General features: G+C 70.1%; 19 protein-coding genes. 7 read left to right on the forward strand and 12 right to left on the reverse strand.

The window, feature by feature from the left end:
- Positions 1 to 168: 168 nt before the first annotated feature.
- A complete protein-coding gene (locus tag ACWDUM_RS11325; protein ID WP_450134040.1) occupies positions 169 to 636 on the forward strand; it encodes a GtrA family protein in 468 nt (155 codons plus the stop codon).
- Here the strand turns inward: ACWDUM_RS11325 and ACWDUM_RS11330 are convergent.
- The 4 genes from ACWDUM_RS11330 to rfbA all read right to left on the reverse strand — a co-directional run bounded on the left by ACWDUM_RS11330 (position 633) and on the right by rfbA (position 4520).
- Positions 633 to 1754 (reverse strand): S1C family serine protease, encoded by a 1122-nt coding sequence (locus tag ACWDUM_RS11330; protein ID WP_450134041.1) that lies wholly within the window; start codon positions 1752 to 1754, stop codon positions 633 to 635. The genes ACWDUM_RS11325 and ACWDUM_RS11330 overlap by 4 nt on opposite strands.
- A 312-nt stretch (positions 1755 to 2066) precedes the next feature.
- Positions 2067 to 2996 (reverse strand): S1C family serine protease, encoded by a 930-nt coding sequence (locus ACWDUM_RS11335; RefSeq protein ID WP_450134042.1) that lies wholly within the window; start codon positions 2994 to 2996, stop codon positions 2067 to 2069.
- 59 nt (positions 2997 to 3055) lie between these two features.
- Entirely contained in the window at positions 3056 to 3643 is a 588-nt protein-coding gene (locus tag ACWDUM_RS11340; RefSeq protein WP_450134043.1) for a dTDP-4-dehydrorhamnose 3,5-epimerase family protein, read from the reverse strand.
- Position 3644: 1 nt separating this feature from the next.
- Positions 3645 to 4520, reverse strand: coding sequence for a glucose-1-phosphate thymidylyltransferase RfbA (rfbA, locus tag ACWDUM_RS11345; RefSeq protein ID WP_450115617.1), 876 nt, complete (start codon positions 4518 to 4520; stop codon positions 3645 to 3647).
- Between the two features lie 41 nt (positions 4521 to 4561).
- Here rfbA and rfbB point away from each other — a divergent pair, with 41 nt between their 5' ends.
- Positions 4562 to 5557: a dTDP-glucose 4,6-dehydratase gene (rfbB, locus tag ACWDUM_RS11350; RefSeq protein WP_450134044.1), complete on the forward strand. Its 996-nt coding sequence runs from the start codon at positions 4562 to 4564 to the stop codon at positions 5555 to 5557.
- A 170-nt stretch (positions 5558 to 5727) separates the two neighbouring features.
- Positions 5728 to 6420, forward strand: a complete 693-nt coding sequence (locus ACWDUM_RS11355) for a pentapeptide repeat-containing protein (RefSeq protein WP_450115615.1) — start codon at positions 5728 to 5730, stop codon at positions 6418 to 6420.
- A gap of 65 nt (positions 6421 to 6485) precedes the next feature.
- On the opposite strand, the gene ACWDUM_RS11360 is transcribed toward ACWDUM_RS11355, so the two are convergent.
- Together ACWDUM_RS11360 and ACWDUM_RS11365 are read right to left on the reverse strand one after the other, a co-directional pair.
- A complete protein-coding gene (locus ACWDUM_RS11360; protein WP_450134045.1) occupies positions 6486 to 8102 on the reverse strand; it encodes a DUF2142 domain-containing protein in 1617 nt (538 codons plus the stop codon).
- Entirely contained in the window at positions 8099 to 9058 is a 960-nt protein-coding gene (locus tag ACWDUM_RS11365; protein ID WP_450134046.1) for a glycosyltransferase, read from the reverse strand. Before ACWDUM_RS11365 ends, ACWDUM_RS11360 begins: the two co-directional genes overlap by 4 nt.
- 113 nt (positions 9059 to 9171) lie before the next feature.
- Here ACWDUM_RS11365 and ACWDUM_RS11370 point away from each other — a divergent pair, with 113 nt between their 5' ends.
- The 3 genes from ACWDUM_RS11370 to ACWDUM_RS11380 all read left to right on the forward strand — a co-directional run bounded on the left by ACWDUM_RS11370 (position 9172) and on the right by ACWDUM_RS11380 (position 13125).
- On the forward strand, positions 9172 to 9639 hold the full coding sequence (locus ACWDUM_RS11370; protein WP_450115612.1) for a GtrA family protein: 468 nt from the start codon (positions 9172 to 9174) through the stop codon (positions 9637 to 9639).
- Positions 9640 to 9734: 95 nt separating this feature from the next.
- Positions 9735 to 11615: a glycosyltransferase gene (locus ACWDUM_RS11375; RefSeq protein ID WP_450134047.1), complete on the forward strand. Its 1881-nt coding sequence runs from the start codon at positions 9735 to 9737 to the stop codon at positions 11613 to 11615.
- Positions 11616 to 11619: 4 nt separating this feature from the next.
- Entirely contained in the window at positions 11620 to 13125 is a 1506-nt protein-coding gene (locus ACWDUM_RS11380) for a glycosyltransferase family 39 protein (RefSeq protein WP_450134048.1), read from the forward strand.
- 24 nt (positions 13126 to 13149) lie between these two features.
- On the opposite strand, the gene ACWDUM_RS11385 is transcribed toward ACWDUM_RS11380, so the two are convergent.
- Positions 13150 to 13998 (reverse strand): class I SAM-dependent methyltransferase, encoded by an 849-nt coding sequence (locus ACWDUM_RS11385; RefSeq protein ID WP_450134049.1) that lies wholly within the window; start codon positions 13996 to 13998, stop codon positions 13150 to 13152.
- A gap of 475 nt (positions 13999 to 14473) precedes the next feature.
- Entirely contained in the window at positions 14474 to 15697 is a 1224-nt protein-coding gene (locus tag ACWDUM_RS11390; RefSeq protein WP_450134050.1) for a hypothetical protein, read from the reverse strand.
- A 346-nt stretch (positions 15698 to 16043) separates the two neighbouring features.
- On the opposite strand from ACWDUM_RS11390, the gene ACWDUM_RS11395 reads away from it, so the two are divergent.
- Complete coding sequence (locus ACWDUM_RS11395; RefSeq protein ID WP_450134051.1) at positions 16044 to 16739, forward strand: hypothetical protein; 696 nt, start codon at positions 16044 to 16046, stop codon at positions 16737 to 16739.
- Here ACWDUM_RS11395 and ACWDUM_RS11400 read toward each other — a convergent pair.
- The 4 genes from ACWDUM_RS11400 to wzm all read right to left on the reverse strand — a co-directional run bounded on the left by ACWDUM_RS11400 (position 16696) and on the right by wzm (position 22604).
- Positions 16696 to 19959 (reverse strand): BTAD domain-containing putative transcriptional regulator, encoded by a 3264-nt coding sequence (locus ACWDUM_RS11400; protein WP_450134052.1) that lies wholly within the window; start codon positions 19957 to 19959, stop codon positions 16696 to 16698. The genes ACWDUM_RS11395 and ACWDUM_RS11400 overlap by 44 nt on opposite strands.
- Before the next feature lie 62 nt (positions 19960 to 20021).
- Positions 20022 to 20909 carry a galactofuranosyltransferase GlfT1 gene (gene glfT1 / locus ACWDUM_RS11405; RefSeq protein WP_450134053.1) on the reverse strand — a complete coding sequence of 296 codons (888 nt, stop codon included), beginning with the start codon at positions 20907 to 20909 and terminating at the stop codon, positions 20022 to 20024.
- Positions 20906 to 21721 (reverse strand): galactan export ABC transporter ATP-binding subunit Wzt/RfbE, encoded by an 816-nt coding sequence (gene wzt / locus ACWDUM_RS11410; RefSeq protein ID WP_450134201.1) that lies wholly within the window; start codon positions 21719 to 21721, stop codon positions 20906 to 20908. Before wzt ends, glfT1 begins: the two co-directional genes overlap by 4 nt.
- 7 nt (positions 21722 to 21728) lie before the next feature.
- Positions 21729 to 22604, reverse strand: a complete 876-nt coding sequence (wzm, locus tag ACWDUM_RS11415; protein ID WP_450134054.1) for a galactan export ABC transporter permease subunit Wzm/RfbD — start codon at positions 22602 to 22604, stop codon at positions 21729 to 21731.
- Positions 22605 to 22674: the final 70 nt, after the last annotated feature.

A 22674-nucleotide genomic window follows, 5' to 3' on the forward strand; every position in this document is an offset into this window, starting at 1 on the left:
CTCGCGCGGCAAGATCCGTGCGGTTCGCCGGACCGCTGTCGTCGAGTGTGCACCTGGGGGTACCTCCCTGCACGACGTGCTCGGGGGAGCTTCACCGCCACCCGGCCGACGCCCCGACAACTGCACGCTCGACGACAGCGGGCGGCGACCGTCGCCTACCCTCGACCCGTGCCAGGAACCCCGCATGCCCCCGAACCGCATCTGCCGACGGCCGTCGATCTGCCACTGCGCGACGAGGCCGGCGCCCCGGGAGTGGGGCTGATCACGCAGATCATCCGCTTCGGAGTGACGGGCGGGTTGTCTGCCATCGTGGACTTCGGGCTGCTCGTGGTGCTGCTCCAGGCCGGGTTGCCGTTCGTGGTGGCGAAGTCGATCAGCTTCGTCGCCGGTACCACCACGGCGTATCTGCTCAATCGTCGCTGGACCTTCCAGGCCGAGCCGAGCCGGGCCCGCTTCATCGCGGTCGTCGCGCTGTACGCGGTGACGTTCGCGGTCCAGGTCGGGATCAGCACCGCGCTGAACAGTCAATTCCCCGACGACGCCTGGTGGCGTGTGCCGCTGGCCTTCGTCATCGCGCAGGGCACCGCGACGGTGATCAACTTCATCGTCCAGCGCGCGGTGATCTTCAAGCTCTAGGGGGTTCCGGTCGCGAGGACCAGCGTCGCGGTGCGGCGCTGTCCCGAGCCGTCCACCCAGCCGAGTTCCACCCGGTCACCGGGTTTGCGGGCGGTCATCTCGACGGTGAGGTCCGTCTGCGAGCGGATCGGGCGGCCGTCCCAGCTGACGACGACGTCACCGCGCACCAGGCCGGCCTGCGCCGCCGGGCTGTCCACGCCGACCGCGACGACCTTCGCGCCGTCCTGTGTCTGCCCGACGTCGGTGACCGCGACGCCGAGCAGCGGCGTCGGTCCGACGTGCACGGTCTCGGAGGAGCGCCCGGTGCGGATCTGCTCGGCGATCGCGACGGCGTCGTCGATGGGCAGCGCATAGGACTCGACCGGGATCGGGGTGCCCGTGGTCGGTTCGGCGGGATCGGGACGCATGCCGGTGTTGCCCGCGGTGCTGACGCCGACCACCCGCCCATAGGCGTCGACGAGCGGTCCGCCGGAGTCACCGGGCCGGATGTCGGCGTTCACCTCGATCATCCCGGTGAGCCGGTTGCGGCTGCCGTCGGTGGAGTTGCGGGCGACCACCGACTCACCGAGGCCGGTGACCACGCCCGGCGCGGACAGCAACACCCCGCCGCCGTCGGCATTGCCGATCGCGGTCACCGCGTCCTGCAGGCGCAGTTCGGCGGATCTGCCGAGCGGCGCGACGGGCAGCCCGTCCGCGCCGAGCAGCCGCAGCACCGCGACGTCGCGGAACCGGTCGTAGCCGAGGATCTCGGTGTCGTATCCGGCGCCGGTCGCCATGGCTACCGCATTCACGTCGTTGGCGCCGTCGATGACGTGGTGGTTGGTCAGCACCAGGCCGTCCGGGCTGAGCAGGATGCCGGTGCCTGCGGTGGTGAGTGCGCCCGCGGACGCGTTCAGGGTTACGAGGGTCGGGACCATTCGCGCCTCGAGCGCGGCCGGGTCGAGCGGTACCGGAGGGGACGGTGGCGGTGGCGCCGCCGTGATCGGCACCTCGGACGGGGTGGGCTGTGTCGGTAGTTCGTGCCCGACGAGCAGCAGGCCGGCGAGCGCGACGAGTACCAGGGCGGCAGACAACACGCGGCGGCGCTGTGGTCGCGTTCGGTCCGGTGTGCTGTTCATGACCCCGCATCTCAATCTGCGCACTGGTGTGCAACGACCGTACTGCGTCCGGGGACCGGCTGCGGGATGGTCCGCCGTGCGAAGGAGATGGGCCGCCAGGACAGAAAGAGTGAAGCCGCCGACACACAAGGTGTCGACGGCTTCGGGGCGACAACGCCCGCCATATCGCCTCTCGGCAAGTGGTCGCTCGCAGCGACGAAATAATTTGGTACCCGGGGTATGCCCGGACGCTGTCGCACGGTCCAACCTACTCCGTTGACGGGATATTCCACGAGTTCCGGGAAGGTCGGAATCGTCACGTCCGTCGTACCGCTACGAGCCGGGCTTCAGTTCGCGGGGCACGGCGATCACGTCGACGAGCGCCCCGGACCGCCAGACGGTGATCTCCACCGGGCGGTCGATCGCGTTCTCCATCATCAGCGACTGCAGGGCGGTCGCGGTGGCGACGTCGGCGCCGCCGGCCGCGACGACGATGTCCCCGGTGCGCAGCCCGGCGCGATCGGCGGGACTGCCCGCGACGACCTGCGCGATCCGCAGGCCGGTCCGACGACCGGTCCGGGCGGCCAGCGCCGCAGGCAGCTGGGTCTGGGCTCCGGCGAGGCCGAGCCACGCCCGGCGTACCCGCCCGGCGGACATCAGCGTCGCGATGATCCTGCGGGTGGTGGAGTTGATCGGGACCGCCAGGCCGACGCCGATCCCGGCGACCGCGGTGTTCACCCCCACCATCCGGCCCGCGCTGTCGGCGAGCACGCCCCCGCTGTTGCCCGGATTCAGAGCCGCATCCGTCTGGATCACCTCGTCGACGACGCGTCCCTCGCTGGTCGGCAGGGAGCGGCCCAGGCCGGAGACGATGCCTGCGGTCACGCTGCCGGCCAGGCCGAGGGGATTGCCCACCGCAACGACCAGTTGGCCCACGCGCAGCCGCGCCGCGTCTCCCTGGTCGAGCGGGGGCGGCACCGGTCCGCGGGCACGTAGCACCGCGAGGTCGGAGAGCACGTCACGGCCGACGACATCCGCCCGGATCTCGGTGCCGTCGGCGAACGCCGCCTCGACGGCCGACGCGCCGCCGACGACGTGTGCGCTGGTCAGCAGGAACCCGTCGGCGGTGAGCACGCTCGCGCTGCCCGCACCCGTGCCGCGAGGCAGGCGCACCCGCAGGCTGGCCACGCTGGGCAGGACCCGTCGGGCCACCTCGGTCACCACCGCCGAGTAGGCGTCCAGCGCCTCGTCGTCACCGGCCATGACTCGTGGAACACCGTGGAGGCCGCCGGCATGCCCGGTTTCGCCGACAGCGGAGCCGCTCACCGGGCGAAGGTCGGCAGCACCCCGTCCTCGAGCAGCTGCGCCAGCGGCGGTGCGGCGGCATCCTTGTCGGACAGCTGGTATTCGAGCGGGCAGCCGTCGCGGCCGACGGTGGGCCAGTCGATGGCCAGGTCCGGGTCGAGGGGATTCAGGTCGCGGTCCAGGGCAGGGGTGTACTCGATCGAGCACAGGTACATCACCGTCGAGGCGTCCTCGAGCGAGAGGATCGCGTGCCCGAGGCCTTCGGACAGGTAGACCGCGCGGCGGTCGACGTCGTCGATCAGTACCGAGTCCCAGGTCCCGAAGGTGGGGGAGCCGACGCGCAGGTCGACGATCACGTCGAGGAACGCGCCGCGCACGCAGGTGACGTACTTGGCCTGGCCGGGCGGGTTGTCGGTGAAGTGCACGCCGCGCAGCACCCCGGCCGCGGACACCGAGCAGTTCGCCTGGCGCAGCTCCAGCGGCTGCCCGACCGCGTCCCGGAAGGCGGAGTCCTTGAACCATTCGAGGAAGACGCCGCGGTCGTCGCCGAACTGCCGGGGGGTGATCTCCCACGCGCCGGGGATGCTCAGTTCACGAAATTCCACGTCACCCGTCCTTGCCGCGCTCGAGCAGGTCGAGCAGGTAGTTGCCGTATCCGGACTTGACCAGGCGCTCGGCCCGGATGCGCAGCGCGTCGTCGTCGATGAACCCGCATCGCCACGCGACCTCCTCGGGCACCCCGATCTTCAGGCCCTGCCGCTGCTCGATGGTGCGGACGTAGTTCGACGCGTCGAGCAGCGAGTCGAAGGTGCCGGTGTCGAGCCATGCCGTGCCGCGGGGCAGCACCTCGACCTGCAGTCGGCCGGCCTCGAGGTAGGCGAGGTTGACGTCGGTGATCTCGTACTCGCCGCGGTCGGACGGACGCAGGTCCCGGGCGATGGACACGACGTCGTTGTCGTAGAAGTACAGCCCCGGCACCGCGTACTGGGACCGCGGCACCTTCGGCTTCTCCTCCAGTGACACCGCGCGGCCGTCGCCGTCGAACTCGATCACGCCGTATGCCGACGGGTCCGACACGTGATACGCGAAAACGGCTCCGCCGCTGAGGGATTCGAATCGGCTCAGTTGGGTGCCGATGCGGGGGCCGTAGAAGATGTTGTCGCCGAGGACGAGTGCGACGGTGTCGGATCCGACGTGGTCGGATCCGATCACGAACGCCTGCGCCAGACCGTTGGGTTCGGGCTGCACGGCGTAGCTGATGGCGACGCCGAACTGCGAGCCGTCGCCGAGCAGGCGGTGGAACTGCGGTGCGTCGTCCGGGGTGGTGATCACCAGGATGTCGCGGATCCCGGCCAGCATCAGTGTGGACAGCGGGTAGTAGATCATCGGCTTGTCGTAGACGGGCACCAGTTGTTTGCTCACCCCGAGGGTGATCGGGTGCAGCCTGGACCCCGTCCCACCGGCCAGAATGATTCCGCGCATGGCTGCCAGTGTCCCACGCCCGGTCGGTAGTCTTGACCCCCATGAGGCTGCTCGTCACCGGCGGTGCCGGATTCATCGGTGCGAACTTCGTCCACCAGACCGTCACCGAATGGCCCGACGTCCACGTCACCGTCCTCGACGCCCTCACCTACGCGGGCAACCGAGCCTCCCTCGAACCGGTCGCCGACCGAATCACGTTCGTGCACGGCAACATCACCGACGCCGATCTCGTGAACCTGCTCGTCGGTGCGTCCGACGCGGTGGTGCACTTCGCCGCCGAGTCGCACAACGACCACTCGCTGGCGAACCCGCTGCCGTTCGTGCAGACCAACATCATGGGCACCTACACGCTGCTCGAGGCGGTGCGCAGGCACGACGTGCGCTACCACCACATCTCGACCGACGAGGTGTACGGCGACCTCGAACTCGACGACCCGGCCCGGTTCTCCGAGAGCACTCCCTACAACCCGTCCAGCCCGTACTCGTCGACGAAGGCGTCGAGCGACCTGCTGGTGCGGGCGTGGGTGCGCTCGTTCGGGATCCGCGCGACGATCTCGAACTGCTCCAACAACTACGGCCCGTACCAGCACGTGGAGAAGTTCATTCCGCGGCAGATCACCAACCTGATCGACGGCGGCCGCCCCAAGCTGTACGGCCGGGGCCGGAACGTGCGGGACTGGATCCACGTCGACGACCACAACCGGGCGGTGTGGGACGTGCTCGACCGCGGCCGGACCGGGCAGACGTACCTGATCGGGGCGGACGGCGAGGTGGACAACCGGACCGTCGTCGCGCTGCTCCTGGAATTGTTCGGGCGCGACCCCGGCGATTTCGACGTCGTCCCCGACCGGCCCGGTCACGACCTGCGGTACGCGATCGACTCGACGCTGCTTCGCACCGAACTCGGCTGGGCGCCGCGGTACCGGGACTTCCGGGCGGGGTTGGAGGCGACGGTCGAGTGGTATCGGGAGAACGAGTCGTGGTGGCGGCCGCAGAAGGCGGCGACCGAGGCGTTCTACGCGGACACCGAACAGTGACGATCGATTTGCCGCGCGCTGTCTTGCGTTGACCCCAGGCCGCGGGTCGGCGCCGCGCGGCGATTCGCCGCGCGCAAGCGCACCCGCGGCGGTACCGTGGTCGACCGCGAGACGAGATTTCGTCCACATGACCGGATTCACTGAGAGTTGGCTCGAGCAAGGAGCGCTCCATGAAGGCTGTCACTCGCACGACCACCGGCACCCGGCGCGCATTCGTCGTCGGCGCATCGCTTTCCGCACTGGCACTCACCGGTACCGGGCTCGCTCACGCCGACGGCTCCGTCGACCCCGGGTCGCTGAGCCCCGCGGCCGCCGTCCACGCGTGCGCGCCGCTCGGGCTCTCCGACGTCGCGGTGCTGGTGCAGGTCGCGCTTCCGGGCACCGTGCTGCCGTGCCGGGACGTCGCGGGCAGCCTCGGTCTCGGCGGTGGCTCCGTCGGCGGGGGCTCGATGGGCGGGGGCTCGGCCACGAGCGCCAGCGCGATCGGCTCGAACAATCTCGGCGAGAACAACACCGGTTCCTTCAACGTCGGCCCGGAGAACACCGGATCCAACAACGTGGGCTCGCAGAACACGGGCTCCGGCAATGTCGGTTCCTCGAACACCGGGTCGGGCAACGTCGGGTCGGCGAACACCGGGTCCGGAAACGTGGGGTCGGCGAACACCGGTACCGGCAACAGCGGGTCCGCCAACACCGGAAACCTGAACCTCGGCTCGGCCAACACGGGTTCGACCAACGTCGGCTCGGTCAACACCGGCTCGTCGAATACCGGCGTCGGCAACACCGGCTCCCTGGTCGAGGGCTTCGGGCTCACCGGACTCGGATCGGTTGCCATCGGCTCCACGGGCATCAACTGGAACTAGTCGCTGCGCCACCCGTGCGCACTTTGGTGGCCCTGGCAACCAAAGTGCGCACGGGCGCGGAGTGTCTACCCCCAGACGACGGTGTTGTACTTGAGCAGCGTCGCGACCAGTGAGCCGACGGTGAGCAGGGCGATCGCGATCGGCACCCCGCGCCCCGGGGCACGACCGTCGGAAACGGTGACGCGCAACGGGATCCAGCGCAGCAGCACGGTGAACCCGACGAACGCGAGCGGCAGGAAGTACCGGCCCTGCACGCCGTCGATGATGTAGAAGCCGACCGGTGAGAACGACAGGTACAGGGTGCCGAAGATCATCCCGACGCTGAGCAGCACCACGAGGGTGGTGGCCGTGGTGCTCCAGCGGCGCGGGTCGAGCCGCTCGGCGATCCCGAAAGCCAGGATAATCGCCGTCAACGCCAGCACGATGGCGGTCGCGGGCACGTCCACGTACCCGAAACCGAGTTCGCCGAAGAACTGCACGAAGTACAGCTGGTCGCGGTACACCAGCGTGCGGTAGAAGGTGTCGAGAAAGCCGAGCGGATCGGACAGGATGCCCTGCATCTGATCCGCCGGAATCACCGAGTACCACTGGTTCTGCGGCCGCATCAGGCCCATGCCCTCGGTGGTGCCCGAGGAGATCTTCGTCCACAGCCCGAACAGCCCCAGCCCCACCAGTGCGGTCAGCTGCGGCACCCAGCGGACCGCGGGCAACCCCGCCAGCCGGTCCCGCGGGACGAAGACGACGAGCATCGCCAGCAGGAAGTACGTCGGCTTGCACAGCGGCAGCGCCAGCACCGATGCGAGCAGGACCAGCGACTCCGGCTTCGACAGCCGGTCGCGCAGGAACACCGCCTTGACGAACAGTGCCGAGAACAGCAGTGCCATCCCGTTGGTCACGGTGTCGGCGGTGACGGTGCCGGCCTGGAACATCGCGATCGGCAGCAGCGCCAGGGTGAACGCCAGCCACGCGATCCGCGATCCGCGCAGCACGTGCAGCGCGAACCCGGCGAGCGCCAGGTAGGCGGCGAGTCCGGCGAGGCGGGCGGCGAGGAGGGTGCCGCCGACGTCGAGGTCGAGTGCCTCCGCGACCCGGAGTCCGGCCGCGACGGGCGCGTAGGGGACGGGCGAGTAGGCCGCGGTGTTGGTGAACCACACGTCCACCGGGGGCCCGTCGACGGCGGCGCCCTCGAGCCGGTCGTAGCCGCTCGGGTCGGCGACCATCGGCGCCGGTTCCTTGTCGTTCTCGCGGTAATCGGTCAACGCGAAGTCCATCAGTGCGTCGATGCTCGCCGGCACCTGCCCGCCGTACGCGACCGCGCGGTCGTCGTGGATCTCCTGCGGCAGGAACCCGCCCTGCGCGACCTGGTAGGCGCGACCGAACTGGGTGAGCTCGTCGTGTCCCCAGAAGGGCGGTGTGAGGACGGCGAACGCGGTTCCGAAGATCGCTCCGAGCACCACGAACAGGATCGACGCGACGCCGAAGCGGCGGACCCGGCGGGCCGGCGCCGCGGTGCCGGGATCGGTCGCGGTGACGGCTGCTCCGCCTGCGGGTTCGGGCTCGGTTGCCGCGTCGGGTTCGGTGACGGTGACGGTGTCGGCTGCGGTGGCAGGGAGGCCGACGGGGAGCGCATCGGTCACCGTCGGTTCGGTCGTCTCGTCGGCGGTGGCCGGGCGGTCGCTCATTCCGCGCAGTCCCGCGAGTGCTCGCCGAGTGCCGGGTAGCGCAGGTACGTCAACCGGGCGGCCTCGTGGCGGGAGCGGCGGATGCCGTCGAGGATCAGGCCCGCGGTCCAGGCCAGGCAGCCGACGATCACGAGGGTGAACGCGAGGAACAGCGTCGGGAAGCGGGGCACGAGGCCGGTGTCGTAGAACTCGACCACGATCGGGATCGCCAGGATCAGCGACACCAGCAGGCTCAGCGTGCCGAACAGGCCGTAGAACGCGACCGGCCGTTCGTGCCGGGCCAGGCCGATGATCAGGGCCAGGATCTTGGTGCCGTCCCGGTAGGTCCGAAGTTTCGACTCGCTGCCCGCGGGACGGTCCCGGAAGTCGACCTCCACCTCGGTCTGCGGCACCCGCAGGTGCAGCGAGTGCACGGTCAGTTCGGTTTCGATCTCGAACTCGCGGGAGACGGCGGGGAAGCTCTTGACGAACCTGCGGGAGAACACCCGGAAACCGCTGAGCATGTCCTTGACGTTGTTGCCGAACACCTGGCCGACGATGCCGTTGAGCACCTTGTTCCCGGTTTCGTGGCCCGGGCGGTAGGCGCCCTCGGCGTCCGCGATCTCGCGGCGGACCCCGAGCACGTGGTCGTAGGGGCCGGACATCAGCGTCTCGATCATCCGCGGCGTCGCGAAGGCGTCGTAGGTGTCGTCGCCGTCGATGAGGACGTACACGTCGGCCTCGATGTCGGCGAACGCGCGCCGCACCACGTTGCCCTTGCCCTTGACGTTCTCGCGGCGGACGATCGCGCCCGCCCGCTGCGCCTCGGCGGCGGTCTCGTCGGTGCTCAGGTTGTCGTAGACATAGACCGTCATCCCTGGAACGGCGGTGCGTAGATCGCTGACGACCTTCGCGACCGCGGCCTGCTCGTTGTGGCACGGGACGATCGCGACGATCCGAAGCTCGGAGGTGTCCACCGCTTCGTTTCCTCCAGTTCCTGGGAATACGCTGCGAAGGCAGGCTAGCCGACACGGCCACTAACACAGAATCGGCCCAGACCCGCCGGATTTCCACAATGTAGGGTCGCGAGGTGCCCTTGACCGTCCCCACCGTCGCCGAACTGACCGGAATGCTCCGGAAGGGTGGCGCGTTCCTCGTGGTCGGTGTCCTGGGCTTTCTCGTCGACGCCGGGGTCTACAACGCGTTGGTGTTCTTCGGTGGCGAGGGCCCGATGTTCCACGCGCCGCTGCCCGCGAAACTGATCGCGATCGGCGTGGCGACGGTCGTCACCTACTTCGGCAACAAGTACTGGACCTTCAAACACCGGCCGTCCGGGAACGCGGCGCAGCAGTGGGTGCTGTACGCCCTGTTCAACGTCGTCGCGATCGGCCTGCAGCTGGCCTGCCTGGGCTTCTCCCGGTACGTGCTGAACCTCGACAGCCCGCTCGCCGACAACGTCTCCGGAACGCTGATCGGGCAGATCGTCGCCGTCGTGTTCCGCTTCTGGGCGTACGACAAGTTCGTTTTCAAGCGCGCCCCGGAGCCGGCCGCCGTCTGACCCTGCTCGGCCTCCGCGGGCGTTGGTATCCTGGCCCCCGGATTTCACCCGGCGCCAGGCGCGCCGCGGCCCGGTCGAGAACAGTTGGGGATCACATGGCGCAGCCCGCACGCGAGGCACTCACTCCGGGGGCCGAGGCCACCGCCGACACCGCCGCGCTGACCGCGCGCCCGGCGACGGGGCGACTGCTCGCCCAGCGGGGTGTGTTCCTCGGGCCGTCGGAGAACATCTCCGACGACCTCTACGCGACGGTGAAGGGCTCCGCCGAGCGGGAGCGCCTCGCGATCCGCCTCGGCAAGGGCGCGGCCCTGTCCACCAACACCTACTTCGGCCGCTTCGCCGCCAGCTACTGGCAGCGGTGGACCGTCGTCACCGAGGTGCAGGTGTCGCTGCACGTCGCCGCCGAGGGCCGGTTCCGGGTGCGCCTGGTCGCCTCCGACATCGCCGGGCACCGCCGCGTCACCGAGACCGTGACCCGCAGCGGGGAGCAGACGGTGACGCTGTCCGCACCGCTCGACAAGTTCGTCGACGGCGGCGCGCTGTGGGTGGAGGTCGACGCGCTCGGCGGGCCGCTGACCGTCGACCGTCTCGAGTGGACGGTCGAGTCCCCGGAGACCGTGCGGCCGGTCGCGATCGCGATCTGCACCTTCAACCGGGCCGACGACTGCTCGAAGACGGTCGCCGCGCTCGCCTCGGACGACCGGGTGCTCGGCGCGATCGACGCCGTCTACGTCGTCGACCAGGGCACCGACCTGGTTCGTGACCGTGACCTGTTCAACGAGGTGGCGCCCCGGTTCGGGGACAAGCTGCACTACATCCAGCAGCCGAACCTCGGTGGTGCCGGCGGGTTCACCCGCGGCCTGTACGAGGTGTCCGCGACGAGCGAGCACGCCGACGTGATCCTGATGGACGACGACATCCTGTGCGAACCGGAGACGGTGCTGCGCCTGAACGCGTTCGCGAACGTCACCGTCGAACCCACCCTCGTGGGCGCGCAGATGCTGTTCCTGCTCAACCCCGACTACCTCAACGTCGGTGCCGAGGACGTGGACCTGGCCCACCTGGCGCACGGGCAGCGGGTGCCGAAGGCGCTCCGCAACACCAGCATGCTCAAGAAGAACCAGGAACGGCGCGTCGACGCCGGCTACAACGCCTGGTGGACGTGCCTGATCCCGGCCGAGGTGGTCGCGAAGATCGGCCTGCCGATCCCGATCTTCTTCCAGTGGGACGACGTCGAGTACGGGGTCCGGGCCCGCGAGGCCGGGTTCGTCACCGTCACCCTGCCGAACGCGGCGGTGTGGCACGCGGACTTCTACTGGAAGGACTTCGACGACTGGGCCCGCTACTTCAGCACCCGTAACTCGCTGGTCGTCGGCGCCCTGCACAGCGAACTCGACACGAAGATGCTCGCGCGCATGTTCTTCCGGCACATCGCCGAGTTCCTCGTCGCGATGCAGTACGGCCTCGCCGCCACCACGCTGCGGGGCATCGAGGACTTCCTCGAGGGGCCGGACACCCTGCGGGACGGCGGCATCGAGGCGATGGCCGCGATCCGGGCGGAGCGCGCCGCCTACCCGGAGACGGTCAAGCACGACGCCGCGACGGCACCGGTCCGGGACGCGGAGCTGGTGACCCGCCGGGCCGGCGGCGAACCGAGCATGATGCGGGTGGTGCTGGCCAAGCGGGCACTGAACCAGTGGCTCGGCCGTACGCAGCACGGGCTGGTGAACATTCCGCGCGAGGACGCCCACTGGTGGCACATCGCGCTGTTCGATCACGTGGTCGTCACCGACGCCTCCCAGTCGGGTGTGCGAATCCGGCAGCGGAACAAGGAGACCGCGGTGGCGCTGCTGCGCCGGGCGGTGCGGACCCTCAAGCGGCTCCGGGACGAGGGCGCCGACGTGTCCCGCCGGTACCGCGAGGCGGTTCCGGAGCTGACCAGCCGCGAGAACTGGGAACGGTTGTACGGCAAGTAGTCCCGTGAAGGCCGCACCCGCCCGGATCGACGCCCCACTGGTGGGGGCGCTCGGCTTCCTCGTCGGCGTGGCCGGGGCGGGGCGGCCGTCGTTCTGGTACGACGAGGTCGCGACCGTCCACTCGGCGACCCGCAGCCCGTCCGAGTTGTGGGCGCTGCTCGCCAATCAGGATGCGGTGCACGGGCTCTACTACTGGGTGATGCACCACTGGTTCGCGGTGTTCGGCGTCTCGCCGCTGTCCGCGCGGGTGCCGAGCGCACTGGCAGCGGGCGTCGCGGCGGCCGGGGTGGTCGTGCTCGGTCGCCGGCTGGCCGACCGCCGCACCGGGCTGCTCGCCGGACTGGTGTTCGTCGTGCTCCCCGCGGTCACCTGGTCCGCCGTCGAGGCGAGGTCCTTCGCCGGGTCCGCGGCGGTCGCGGTGTGGCTGACGGTGCTCCTGCTCGCCGCCGCGGACGCGGCGCCGGGTCGACGGTTGATCCTCTGGGCCGCATACGGTTTCGGTGTCGCCCTCGCGGTCGTCACGCTGGTGTACCTCGCGGCGATGGTGCCCGTGCATGCCGTCGTTCTCGCGTTCCGGCGCGCCCCGCGGCGCACCTGGATCGGCTGGGCATCGGCGTCGGCGGCCGGGGCGCTCCTTGCCTCGCCGGTGGCGCTGGAGGTCATCGGCCAGTCCGGCCAGGTGGCGTGGATCCCGCCGGTGGATCATCGGGTGTGGCGCGCGATCACCGAGTACCAGTGGTTCGTCGGGGCGCCCGCCTTCGCGGCGGCGGCCGCCGCCCTCGTGGCGGCGGCGCTGCTCGCTCGGCGATCCCCGGTGTCCGCGGTGACCGTGCCGGTCGTGGCGTTGCCGTGGTTGCTCCTGCCCACCATCGCCCTGGTGGGGTATTCGCTTGTCGGGCAACCGATGTACACGCCGCGCTACCTCCTGTTCACGGTGCCGGCGGCGGCGTTGCTGATCGGCTGGGCGCTGACACGGGTGACCGCGCGGGCGTGGGTCGCCGGTCTCGGGGTCGCGGTGCTCGCGGCGCTGGCGCTGCCGAACTACCTGGCGCAGCGGGCACCCACTGCGAAGCCGACCGGCATGGACTTCTCCGTGGTCAACCGCTTCGCCGCCGTGCACCTGCGGCCGGGGGACTGCGTGCTGTTCGGGAAGCCCGGCTGGAACCCCGCCACGCAGCGGTTGGTGCAGAACGCGAACCCGGCCGCGTTCGACGGCGTCCGTGACATCGGTCTCGGCCGAACCGCGGCGAGCCAGGGCTGGCTGTGGGACGAAGATCTGCCGATCACCGATCTGGCCGAGCCGCTGACCTCCTGCGACACGCTCTGGTATTTCACCGACCGCGAGCGCGACCAGCCGCGCACGGAGCGGCACACCTCCAACGAGCTGTGGACGCTGCCGCCGTACCGGTTCGAGGACACCCCGGAGCTCGACGAGTTCGCCCGTGCAGGCCTGCACGTCGAGGAGCGGTGGTCGTTCACCGTCTCGCAGGTCGTGCTGCTGCGCAGGTAGCGGGCTGGGGGGTGTCGGGCGAGGTCACTCGCACACCCGGACTGCCACCTGCTCGTCGTCGGCGGTGTAGACCAGGTACTCGAACTTCAGTCCGGTGCGCTCGACGAGTTCGGTCCACGCCCGGTACTCGTGGGCCTGCCAGCCGGGGTAGTTGAAGAACTCGTCGAACACCAGCACCGTGCCCGGCACCAGCCGGTCGGCGATCAGGTGCAGGACCGTGCTGGTCGACGAGTACAGGTCGGCGTCGAGGTGGGCGAACGCGACTGGACCGGGGTGCTCGGCCAGGAACGGTGGCAGGGTGTCGGCGAACAGTCCGGGGACGATCTGGGCGCCGGGCACGTTCGGGATCGCCGGCTGGGCGAACTCGCCGGCCGGGAAGCCGGTACGCCAGGTCTCCGGCAGTCCGGTGAACACGTCGAAACCGTAGACGCGGGGCAGCGCGTCGGCGATGATCCGCAGACTCGTGCCCCCGGCGACGCCGAACTCGAGCGCCAGGCCGTCGACGCGCGCCCGGGACAGCGCCAGGCGCAGGGTCTCGTGCGGGTGCCGGCGCACCGCGGTGGTGGGCATGTGCTCGACCACGAACGCGGCGGACTCGGCGCAGGCGCGGACGTCGAGCGCGTAGGGCAGGTCACGACGGGCCCGGTGCTCGAGTTCCGCCAGGTACTCCCGGACCGTCGCGATCTGGCCGCGCGCCGCCTCCAGTTCGGCGAGCACCCGATTCAATTCGCCGCTGGTGGCGGCCAGGTCGGCCAGCAGCTGATCGTGCCGGTTCTCCTGCTCCTGCCGCGCCTGGACACTGGCGTCATGGATCACCTCGGCCAACGCGCGCTGGAGCTTGAGCCGCGCGGTCCGGCGAAGGCCGCGAATCATCCGATTCCACCTCCTCGATCGTGGGTACGGTCGATCGGATGCCGGTCGGATGGGCGAGCCCGGCCGAGCCGGGCGCCCCGTCAGCCACGCTACCCGGGTCACCGGGGCCGGGCGACCGGGGCGGGCGGGCCCGGTATCGCTGCCACGGCGCAGCCGACCCCGTCGAACACTGGGGCGGCCGCTACATCTGGCAGCTCGCCGATCACGCCGACCTGCTCGTCGGATGGAAGCCCACCCCCGACGATGACGCCCGCGCGATCGAACGCGAGATGATTGCCCACTCAAGGCCGAGCACCGTCAACGGCCGTTCGCGAACCTGGCCGGCTGAACCTCACCGGGTCGTGCCTCGGTGGTTGCCTCTCGCGGCGTTGTACTCACGCACTGTGATATCCACGCCTCTTTCAAAGCGGGCCAACTGCCAATCGCCAACATACTCACGGATACCCCTATCGATTGCACAGGACCTCTTCGACGCCTAGAGAACCTCCAGTCCGCCGACGATTCGACCCGCTCGGGCGCGCACTGAGAAGTCGGAGGTGTCCGGTGGCGTCTTACTGCTGTCGCTCCAGGTGATGAACGCAGATTCGGGTTCCCCGAAGCCTCCGGCTCTCGCGACAACTGCTCCGAACCGGTCGCCAGCCGTTGTGGTGTTGACCTGTACTTCGTCGCCAACGGAATTCCCCTGCTGGGCGGAAAACACGCGCGCTCTGACACTTGTCGTGGTGTCGAACGTGTCTGCTCGCTTCTGCACCCATGTCAATAGGAAGCGGCTCTCCTGCAGTGGCGCAAGGGCAGGCGACAAGCAATTGATCTCTTGTCCGCCGACGGTGGCGAAGATCGGTATGTTCGCAGAGACGCCGTTGGGTTCAAACACGTTGGCGTGCACCGCACTCTTCGTAACCCCTATGTCGCTGGTGCCCAGAGTTCTCACGTGGGCGATGACGAAGCGCCCATCATCGAGGAGCGTCATGCTTTTGCCGCCATTGAAGCCGGAGAGGTTGGGTCGGGTTTCACCGGTCACAGGTGTTCCGTCGAAGTTGAATATGCGAAACGTCAGCGCTCCACCCCCAGGCGGCGAAGGATCACTGCGCCAGGCGATGACATAGTTTCCCTGGTTTCCGTTAGCGTCTTCGCCTTCTAGGCGCGTCACGATCGGGTTCTGGTGAAATCCTTCGGTGATGTTGACGGTGAACTCAGGACCGCTTCTCGTGCCGTCGATGTTGAATCGTTGCGCTCGTATCCGCTGATCGGGCCGTGCGTCGACCCACACGACAATGAAGCCACCGTCGATCATCGAGGTGATCGCAGGGCGGTGTTCGGGGTCGATATCTGACGTGCTGACCTGAATTTCCGGGCCCAACTTCTGGGCCTCGCTGTTGAATCGCTGAGCCTTGACATGGGGAGGCGGGCCCGGCGGGTTGAATGCCTGCTCGATCCAAGCCACGACCGGCCCGGAGAAGGTTCCAGAGACGATAGGCAGTTGTCGGTTCGTATTCGCTCCGGCTGGCGTCGATGTGTTGATCACGAGTTCACCGTCGGATGGAGCTCCGTCTGGCGAGAAGATGCGGCCCTTGATGGTTGCGTCGCTGCTGTCCGACCACACGGCGAAGAACCGCGGAATGCCTGACGTGGAGAATCCCGCGACATAGGGCTGATGCTGAAGCTGATGGGTGGTCGTGTTGACCAATAGCTCGGCCATGGTAATTCCTTGCCTAGATCGTGAGCACTGCGGAATCAGGACGCTCTTCTCAAGAGTGTGTCGGTCATCGAACATGTTCGAACGAGTAGTGGCCTACTCGAATCCGAGGATTCCGCGAAAGATGAAGGCGCGGCACTGCATAGCCTCACCGGAAACCATGTGTGGAGGCGGCTGCCTTGAACGCAGGCCTCGGGGTGACGCTCTCCGAGCGGCAACTCGAGCACCGCGTTCACGTGCCGCGCCGGCGCGGTCTGTGCGAGCCAGTGGCCCTCACCGACCACATCGGTGGTCTCGAAGGCGGCCGACGACAAGTCGCCGACAAGTGCGCGGCGGGATCGTGACGGCCATGACCATCACACCTGCCCTGCTCTACCGCCTCAGCGGGTTCGCCCTCGTGGTCGCGCTCGCGTTCAACCTGACCGGGGGCATCCTGCACCCGGTGGCCGACGACAGCGGCCACTCGGTCGCCGCGCTGTCCGCCAATGCAGTCCCTTACCCGCAGTACCTGCTGTTCGTCGGCACGCTGCTCCTGCTGCTCGGCCTGCCGGGCATGTATTCCTGGGTGTCGGCCCGCGCCGGACTGCCCGGCCTGGTCGCGTTCGTCGTCTACTTCGTGTCCTCCACCGTGATCGGGATCGCGCACCTCGCGGTCGAGGCGTTCATCGCGGTTCCGCTGGCTCTCGACTCGGACGGTGCCGGCGTGCTGTCCGGCACCGACTCGATCATCGACACCACCCCGTTCGCCGCGTTGATGACGGTCTCCGGGCTGGGCCTGATGATCGGCGAGGTGCTGCTCGGCGCCACGCTGTGGCGCTCGCGGGCGGTCCCGCGGTGGATCGCGGCGCTGATGATCGCCGGCGGCCTCGTGTTGCTGATCCCGGTGCCGTACGTGCAGGGGCTCAGTGGCCTGATGATCGAACTGCCCCGCGGCTTGGCGTTCGCGGCGATCGGAGTGCTGATGGTGCGGGCCTTCCGCGCCTCGGCTCCCTCCCGATCGGCTACCGCTGCCGGGCCCGCAACCGCTGTCGCGTCTGCGCACTGAGCGCGGTCGCGGCCTCCCGATGACGCGCCGCCCCGGCAGGGTCCCCGAGATACTCGGCGAGCTCCGCCAGGGCGGCGTCCACCGGTCCCGCGTACATCGACCCGGAGTCGAGCCCGGCGAACCGGCCGGCGAACGGCGTCAGGTCGTCTCGGCACCGCTCGGCGGTGGCCCGGTCCCCGAGGCGGACCGCGGCCCGGGCCCGGAATGTCGTCATGGCCAGCCAGTAGTAGTCGCGCGGCGGGTCGACGAGGCCCGCCCACAACTCCCGGGCCCGGGTCTCGTCGCCGGCGTCGAGCAGCGCGAGCACCACCGCGGGCCGCAGCGCCTGCGGCCAGTGTTCCTCGACGACCACCAGGTCGGCGGCGACGCCGGCGAGGCTTCCGGCCGCGACTCCGACGCCGACCCGTCCGATCACCCGCAACCAGTCGGCATTGCCGGTGCCCGCCGCGGCCAGCTGCTGCGCCGCCGCGTCGTAGCGTTCGAGAGCGGAATCGAGTTCTCCGGCAACGATGTCCGTGAGACCGCGGAAGGTGTCGAGCGCCCCGAGCATCTGCGACAGCTGGTTGCCCGCGGCGTACTCGACCGCCTCGGCGGCCTGCTCGCGCGCCTCGTCGAGGTCGCCGTCGGCCGCGGCCGCCATGAACAACTGGAAGTGGGCCTGGGCCTGGAACCCCGGATCGCCGGACGCGCCGGCGACGGCGAGCAGTTCCTCCGCGACGGCCCGCCGCTCGCTCGCGAAGTCCGGGCCGTACGCGATGTAGCCGTACGCGTTGAGCGCCCGGCGCAGCACCGCCGGGTCGCCGACGGTGCGCGCGAGCCGCAGCGCCTCGTGTGCCGCGTCCAGCACGGCGGCGAAGTCGTTCTCCTCGATCTCGAAGACCTTGGCCACCAACAGCAGAGCCCGATCAGAGTCGGAGAGGCCGGCGGAGCGCAGCAACGCGTCGAGTGGGCCGACGACCGCCTCGTCGACGTCCGGGCCGGTGCGGATGTACCAGGTCACCGGCGCGGTCCAGGCGGTCAGCGCCCGGATCAGAGCCGCTTCGTCACCCTGGCGGGTCGCCGCGTCGATCGCGGCCTGGCGGTACCGGCGCGCGGAGACGACGTCGCCGGTGCGGGCGAGCGCGCCGACATAGGGGACGAGCACGTCGAGCAAACGGGCTTCGTCCGGCGTGGAGGACAATTCGCACAGGTGCAGGGCCGCGCCCCACAGCTGGGCCGACTCCCGGTACGACGACAGCGCGTCCGCCTGCCCGGCCGCGCGAGCGACGTGCCGGGCGGCCGCCGCCGCGGTCGCCGGTGTCGCCGACGCGATCGCGTGCCGGGCCAGTGTCGCGAGGTCGTCGGGTGTCCGCGCGGAGAGTGCGGTGAGCGCGGCGGCGTGCAGGCGTGACCGCCGGATCCCGGGCAGGTCCGCATACAGGGTGTCGCGAATGAGCATGTGCGGGAACCGGAGCCGATCGGGCCCGGATTCGGCGAGCAGGTTCGCCGCGAGCGCAGGCTCGAGCGCGTCGAGCAGCGCCTCCTCGCTCTGGTCGCCGACGGCCAGCAGGATGTCCAGGTCGAGTTCACGTCCGAGCACCGCTGCGCGACGCAGTGCCGCCACGCTCGGCTCGGGCAGTCGCCCGATGCGCCGGCGGAGCACGTCGCGAACACCCTCGGGCACCGTCAGCTCCGCGGAGCCGGTGCCGTCGGCTGCGATCAGCCGGGCGAACTCCTTGACGAACAACGGGTTTCCGCCGGTGCGGTCGGTGAGCCGGGTGAGGTCGGCGCCGGACAGCGCGTCGAGCCCGGCGTCCCGGGCGACCGCCTCGACGCCCGCTTCGGACAACGCACCCAACTCGATCCGGACGCCCGGCGCTCCCGCCGTCGCCGCCCGGGCCGCGGACAGCTCGGGCGATTCCTCGCGGAAGGTCGCGAGCACCAGGAGCGGTGAACCCGATGCCCGGGCCGCGACGTGCCGCAGCAGCTGCAGGGTCAGCTCGTCGGCGCGGTGGACGTCGTCGAGGGCGAGCACGAGCGGGGCCCGCTGCGCCACCGACGACAGGTACGGGGGCAGCGCCTGCGACAGCCAGAACGGGCTCGCGCCCGAGGCGCGGAAACCGTTCTCCCCGAGCAGGTTCGACAGCTGCTGCGCGGTCGTGGGATCCATCGGGTACCGCTCGCGCAGATCGCGCAGCGCCTCACCCCACGGCCATCCGGGCGGTGCGCCGTCGACCTCCGGGCAGTGCCCCCACGCGGCACACCAGCCACGCGCGGTCAGGGCGGTGACGAGGTGCGTGATCAGGGTGGTTTTGCCGGCACCCGCTTCGCCGCCGATCCACACCAGCCGCAGACCGGTGGCGGCGGCGCGCTCGGCCTCGGCGAGCAGCGCGGCCAGCTCGTCCGGACGCCCGTTCGCGGGCGCCGGCGGGGCGGCCACCGGCGTCGGAGCCGGTGCGAGGGCGGGGGCGTGGGTGAGGATGTCGCGCTCGAGGTCGCGCAGCCGCGGTCCGGGGTCGACGCCGAGTTCGTCGGCGAGGTACTCGCGCGCGGTGCGCAGGGTGGTCAGGGCGTCGGCGGGGCGCCCGGCCCGGTACTGCGCCGTCGCCAGCAGCGCGACCGCCGCCTCCCGCCCGGGATTGTCGGCGACGTGCCGGTCCAGCCGGGCCGCCACCGACTCCGGGTTGCCCAGTTCCAGTGCGCTTCTCGCGTGTTCCTCCACGGCGGTGCGGCGCAATTCCTGCAGTCGGGCGATCTCGGGCAGTGCCCAGTCGACATCGGCCAGTTCCTGGAACGGGGGACCGGTCCACACGTCCAGCGCCCGCTCGAACAGGTCCGCTCGGCGCGCCGGATCGGCGGCGTCGAGCCCACGCCGCACCAGCGCCTCGAAGTGCCAGACGTCCACGGCGGTTCCGGGCAGCGTCAGCGCATATCCGGGCGGGTCGCTGACCAGCACCCGCGCCGGGGTCCGGGCCCGCCGGCCCGGCTCGAGGATGCGGCGCAGGTAGGAGATGTGCACCTGCAGCGCGGCCAGCGCCTTCGGCGGCGGGCCGCCGGACCACAGGTCCTCGATCAGCAGATCCGTCGACACCACCGCCCCGCGCGCCGCCGCCAGCCGCGCCAGCACCGCCCGCCGGCTCGGGCCGCCGAGATCGACCGGCGTTCCGCCGACCCGGGCCCGCACCGACCCCAGGACGTGCACCGACACCGGGGGATCCGGTGCGGCGGCGGGGGCGCTCATGGGGACGAACACTAGCGCGGGCCGCGGCCTCGCGACCGGTCATCGTTTCCCGCGCGGAGGCGTCAGGGACGCTCGAACCTCTCCCGGCGGCCCAGCCCGCGCAGGCGCATCCACTCCCGGAACCCGCGGACGTCGCGTTGCTGGACGAGGAAGTACCAGCCGAAGCGGGCGTACTCCTGCGGCAGCAGCTTGCGCATGCCGGGCTGCGACATCACGTAGCCGCGGTTGCGGTAGGTGAAGAACCGCTTCGTCTCGTTGTCCGGGTACTGGGTGTGCATCCGGCCGCCGAGGATCGGCTTGAACTCGTCCGCGCCGTTCGGGTGCACGTACGCGGTCCGCAGGCACGTCCCGAACGGCAGCCCCGACCGGACCAGACGGCGGTGCACCTCGACCTCGTCACCGCGGACGAACAGCCGCAGGTCCGGCACCCCGACCGCGTCGATCGCGGCGGCGGTGAACAGGGCGCCGTTGAACAGGGACGCGATCCCCGGCAGGAACTCCTCGTCGCCGAGTTCGCTGCGGCGGCGGCGCCACTCGACGCCGCGGCGCAGCGGGAACGCCAGCCGGTCGGGGTCGTCGATGTCGCAGACCACCGGCGACACCTCGGCCAGTCCGTGCCGGGTCGCGCAGTCGAGCAGGGTGGCGAGGACGTCCGGTCCGTCGGGGCGGCCGTCGTCGTCGGCGAGCCAGACACGGTCCGCGCCGAGCGAGAGCGCGTACAGCATGCCGAGGGCGAAGCCGCCGGCGCCGCCGAGGTTGTGCTTCGACCCGAGGTAGGTGGTGGGGATCGGCGTCGACTCGACCAGCTCGCGCACCGCGTCCTCGTCGGCGTTGTCGACGACCACCAGGTGGTCCAGCGGCCGGGACTGGGCGGCGAGGACCGCCAGGGACTCGGCGAGGAGCTCGCGTCGGCGGTGCGTGACCACCACGCCGACGATCAGTTCACTCACTGCGGGTGCCCGGCCTGTTCGCGTTCCATCTCGGTGATCACGTGCCGGACGTGGTCGGCGGCGTCGTCGCCCTCGTAGGAGCGCACGACCTCCTCGATGCCGCCCTGCATGCGGATCCGGCCGTGGTCGACCCACATCGCGCTGTTGCACAGCTGCGCGAGGAACTCGTTGGAGTGGCTCGCGAACACCAGGATGCCGGAGCGTTCGACCAGCGCCTGCAGCCGGACGCGCGCCTTCTTCATGAACTCGGCGTCGACGGCGCCGATGCCCTCGTCGAGCAGCAGGATCTCCGGGTCGATCGAGGTGACGACGCCCATCGCGACCCGCACCCGCATGCCCGTCGAGTACGTGCGCAGCGGCATGTTCAGGTACTCGCCGAGTTCGGTGAAGTCGGCGATCTCGTCCATCTTCGCGAGCATCTGCTTGCGCGTCTGCCCGAGGAACAGGCCGCGAATGATGATGTTCTCGTAGCCGGAGATCTCCGGGTCCATACCGACGCCGAGGTCGAAGACGGGCGCGACGCGGCCGCGGATGTGGGCGCTGCCGCGGGTCGGCTCGTAGATGCCGGACAGCAGCCGCAGCAGCGTCGACTTGCCGGCGCCGTTGTGGCCGACCAGTCCGACCCGGTCGCCCTCCTTCAGCGACATGGTGATGTCGTTGAGCGCCTCGACGACGACGACGTCGGAGTCGGTGCGGCCGATCGCGCCGCCGGCCTTGCCGAGGAACGCCTTCTTCAGCGACCGGGACTTCGCGTCGAAGATCGGGAAGTCGACGCACGCGTTGTGGGTGTCGATGCTGACCTTGCTCACGATGGACCCCCTAGACCCAGTAGGGCACGCGGGCCCGGTACTTGCGCAGCGCCAGCAGGGCGAGGGCCCAGCCGACGACGGTGATCCCCAGCACGATGTACCAGTGGTACAGCTCCTGCGGCTGCCCGATCATCGGTGCGCGCACGATGTCGAGGTAGTGGAACAGCGGGTTGAGTTCGGCGATCTTCGCGCGGTCGCGGACCGCGCCGCCCTGTGCCTCGAGGCTCTGCGTCGTCCACATGATCGGCGTCAGCACGAACAACAGCAGGGTCAGCGACGAGAGGATCGGCGCGATGTCCCGGTAGCGGGTGGAGAAGATGCCGAACACGATCGACACCCACAACGCGTTGAGCACGAGCAGCGCGAGCGCGGGGATCGCCGACAGCGACGCCCAGCTCAGATCTCGCCACACCCCGAAGGCGACCACCATGATCACGTAGATCACCAGGTTGTGCGCGAAGAACAGCAGCTGTCGCCACACCAGGCGGTAGATGTGCACGCTCAGCGCCGAGGGCAACTGTTTGATCAGGCCCTCGTTCGCGATGAACACCTCCGACCCCTCGATGATCGAGGCGTTGATGAGGTTCCACACGATCAGGCCGACCGTGACGTACGGCAGGAACTCGTCGAGCGGCATGTCGAGCAGCGCCGCGTACAGGATGCCGATCGCGGTGGCCTGCACGCCGGTGGCGATGGTGATCCAGAACGGACCGATCACCGACCGCCGGTAACGCTGCTTGATGTCCTGCCAACCCAGGCTGAGCCACAGCTCACGCTGTGCGAACCCGTCGCGGAGGTCCTTGACCCCGCGGCGGAAGGTCTGCGAGTCGGAGGCCGGTGGCGAGGCGTTCGCGGCGGTCTCGGATTCGAGGGCGGATGCTGACACGAGGTCCGAGCCTACCCGTGGCGGCTCCGCCACCTGTGCGCGCTTCTGGTGGTCCTGGCTACCGAAAGCG

The organism is Rhodococcus sp. NPDC003322, from assembly GCF_053589555.1.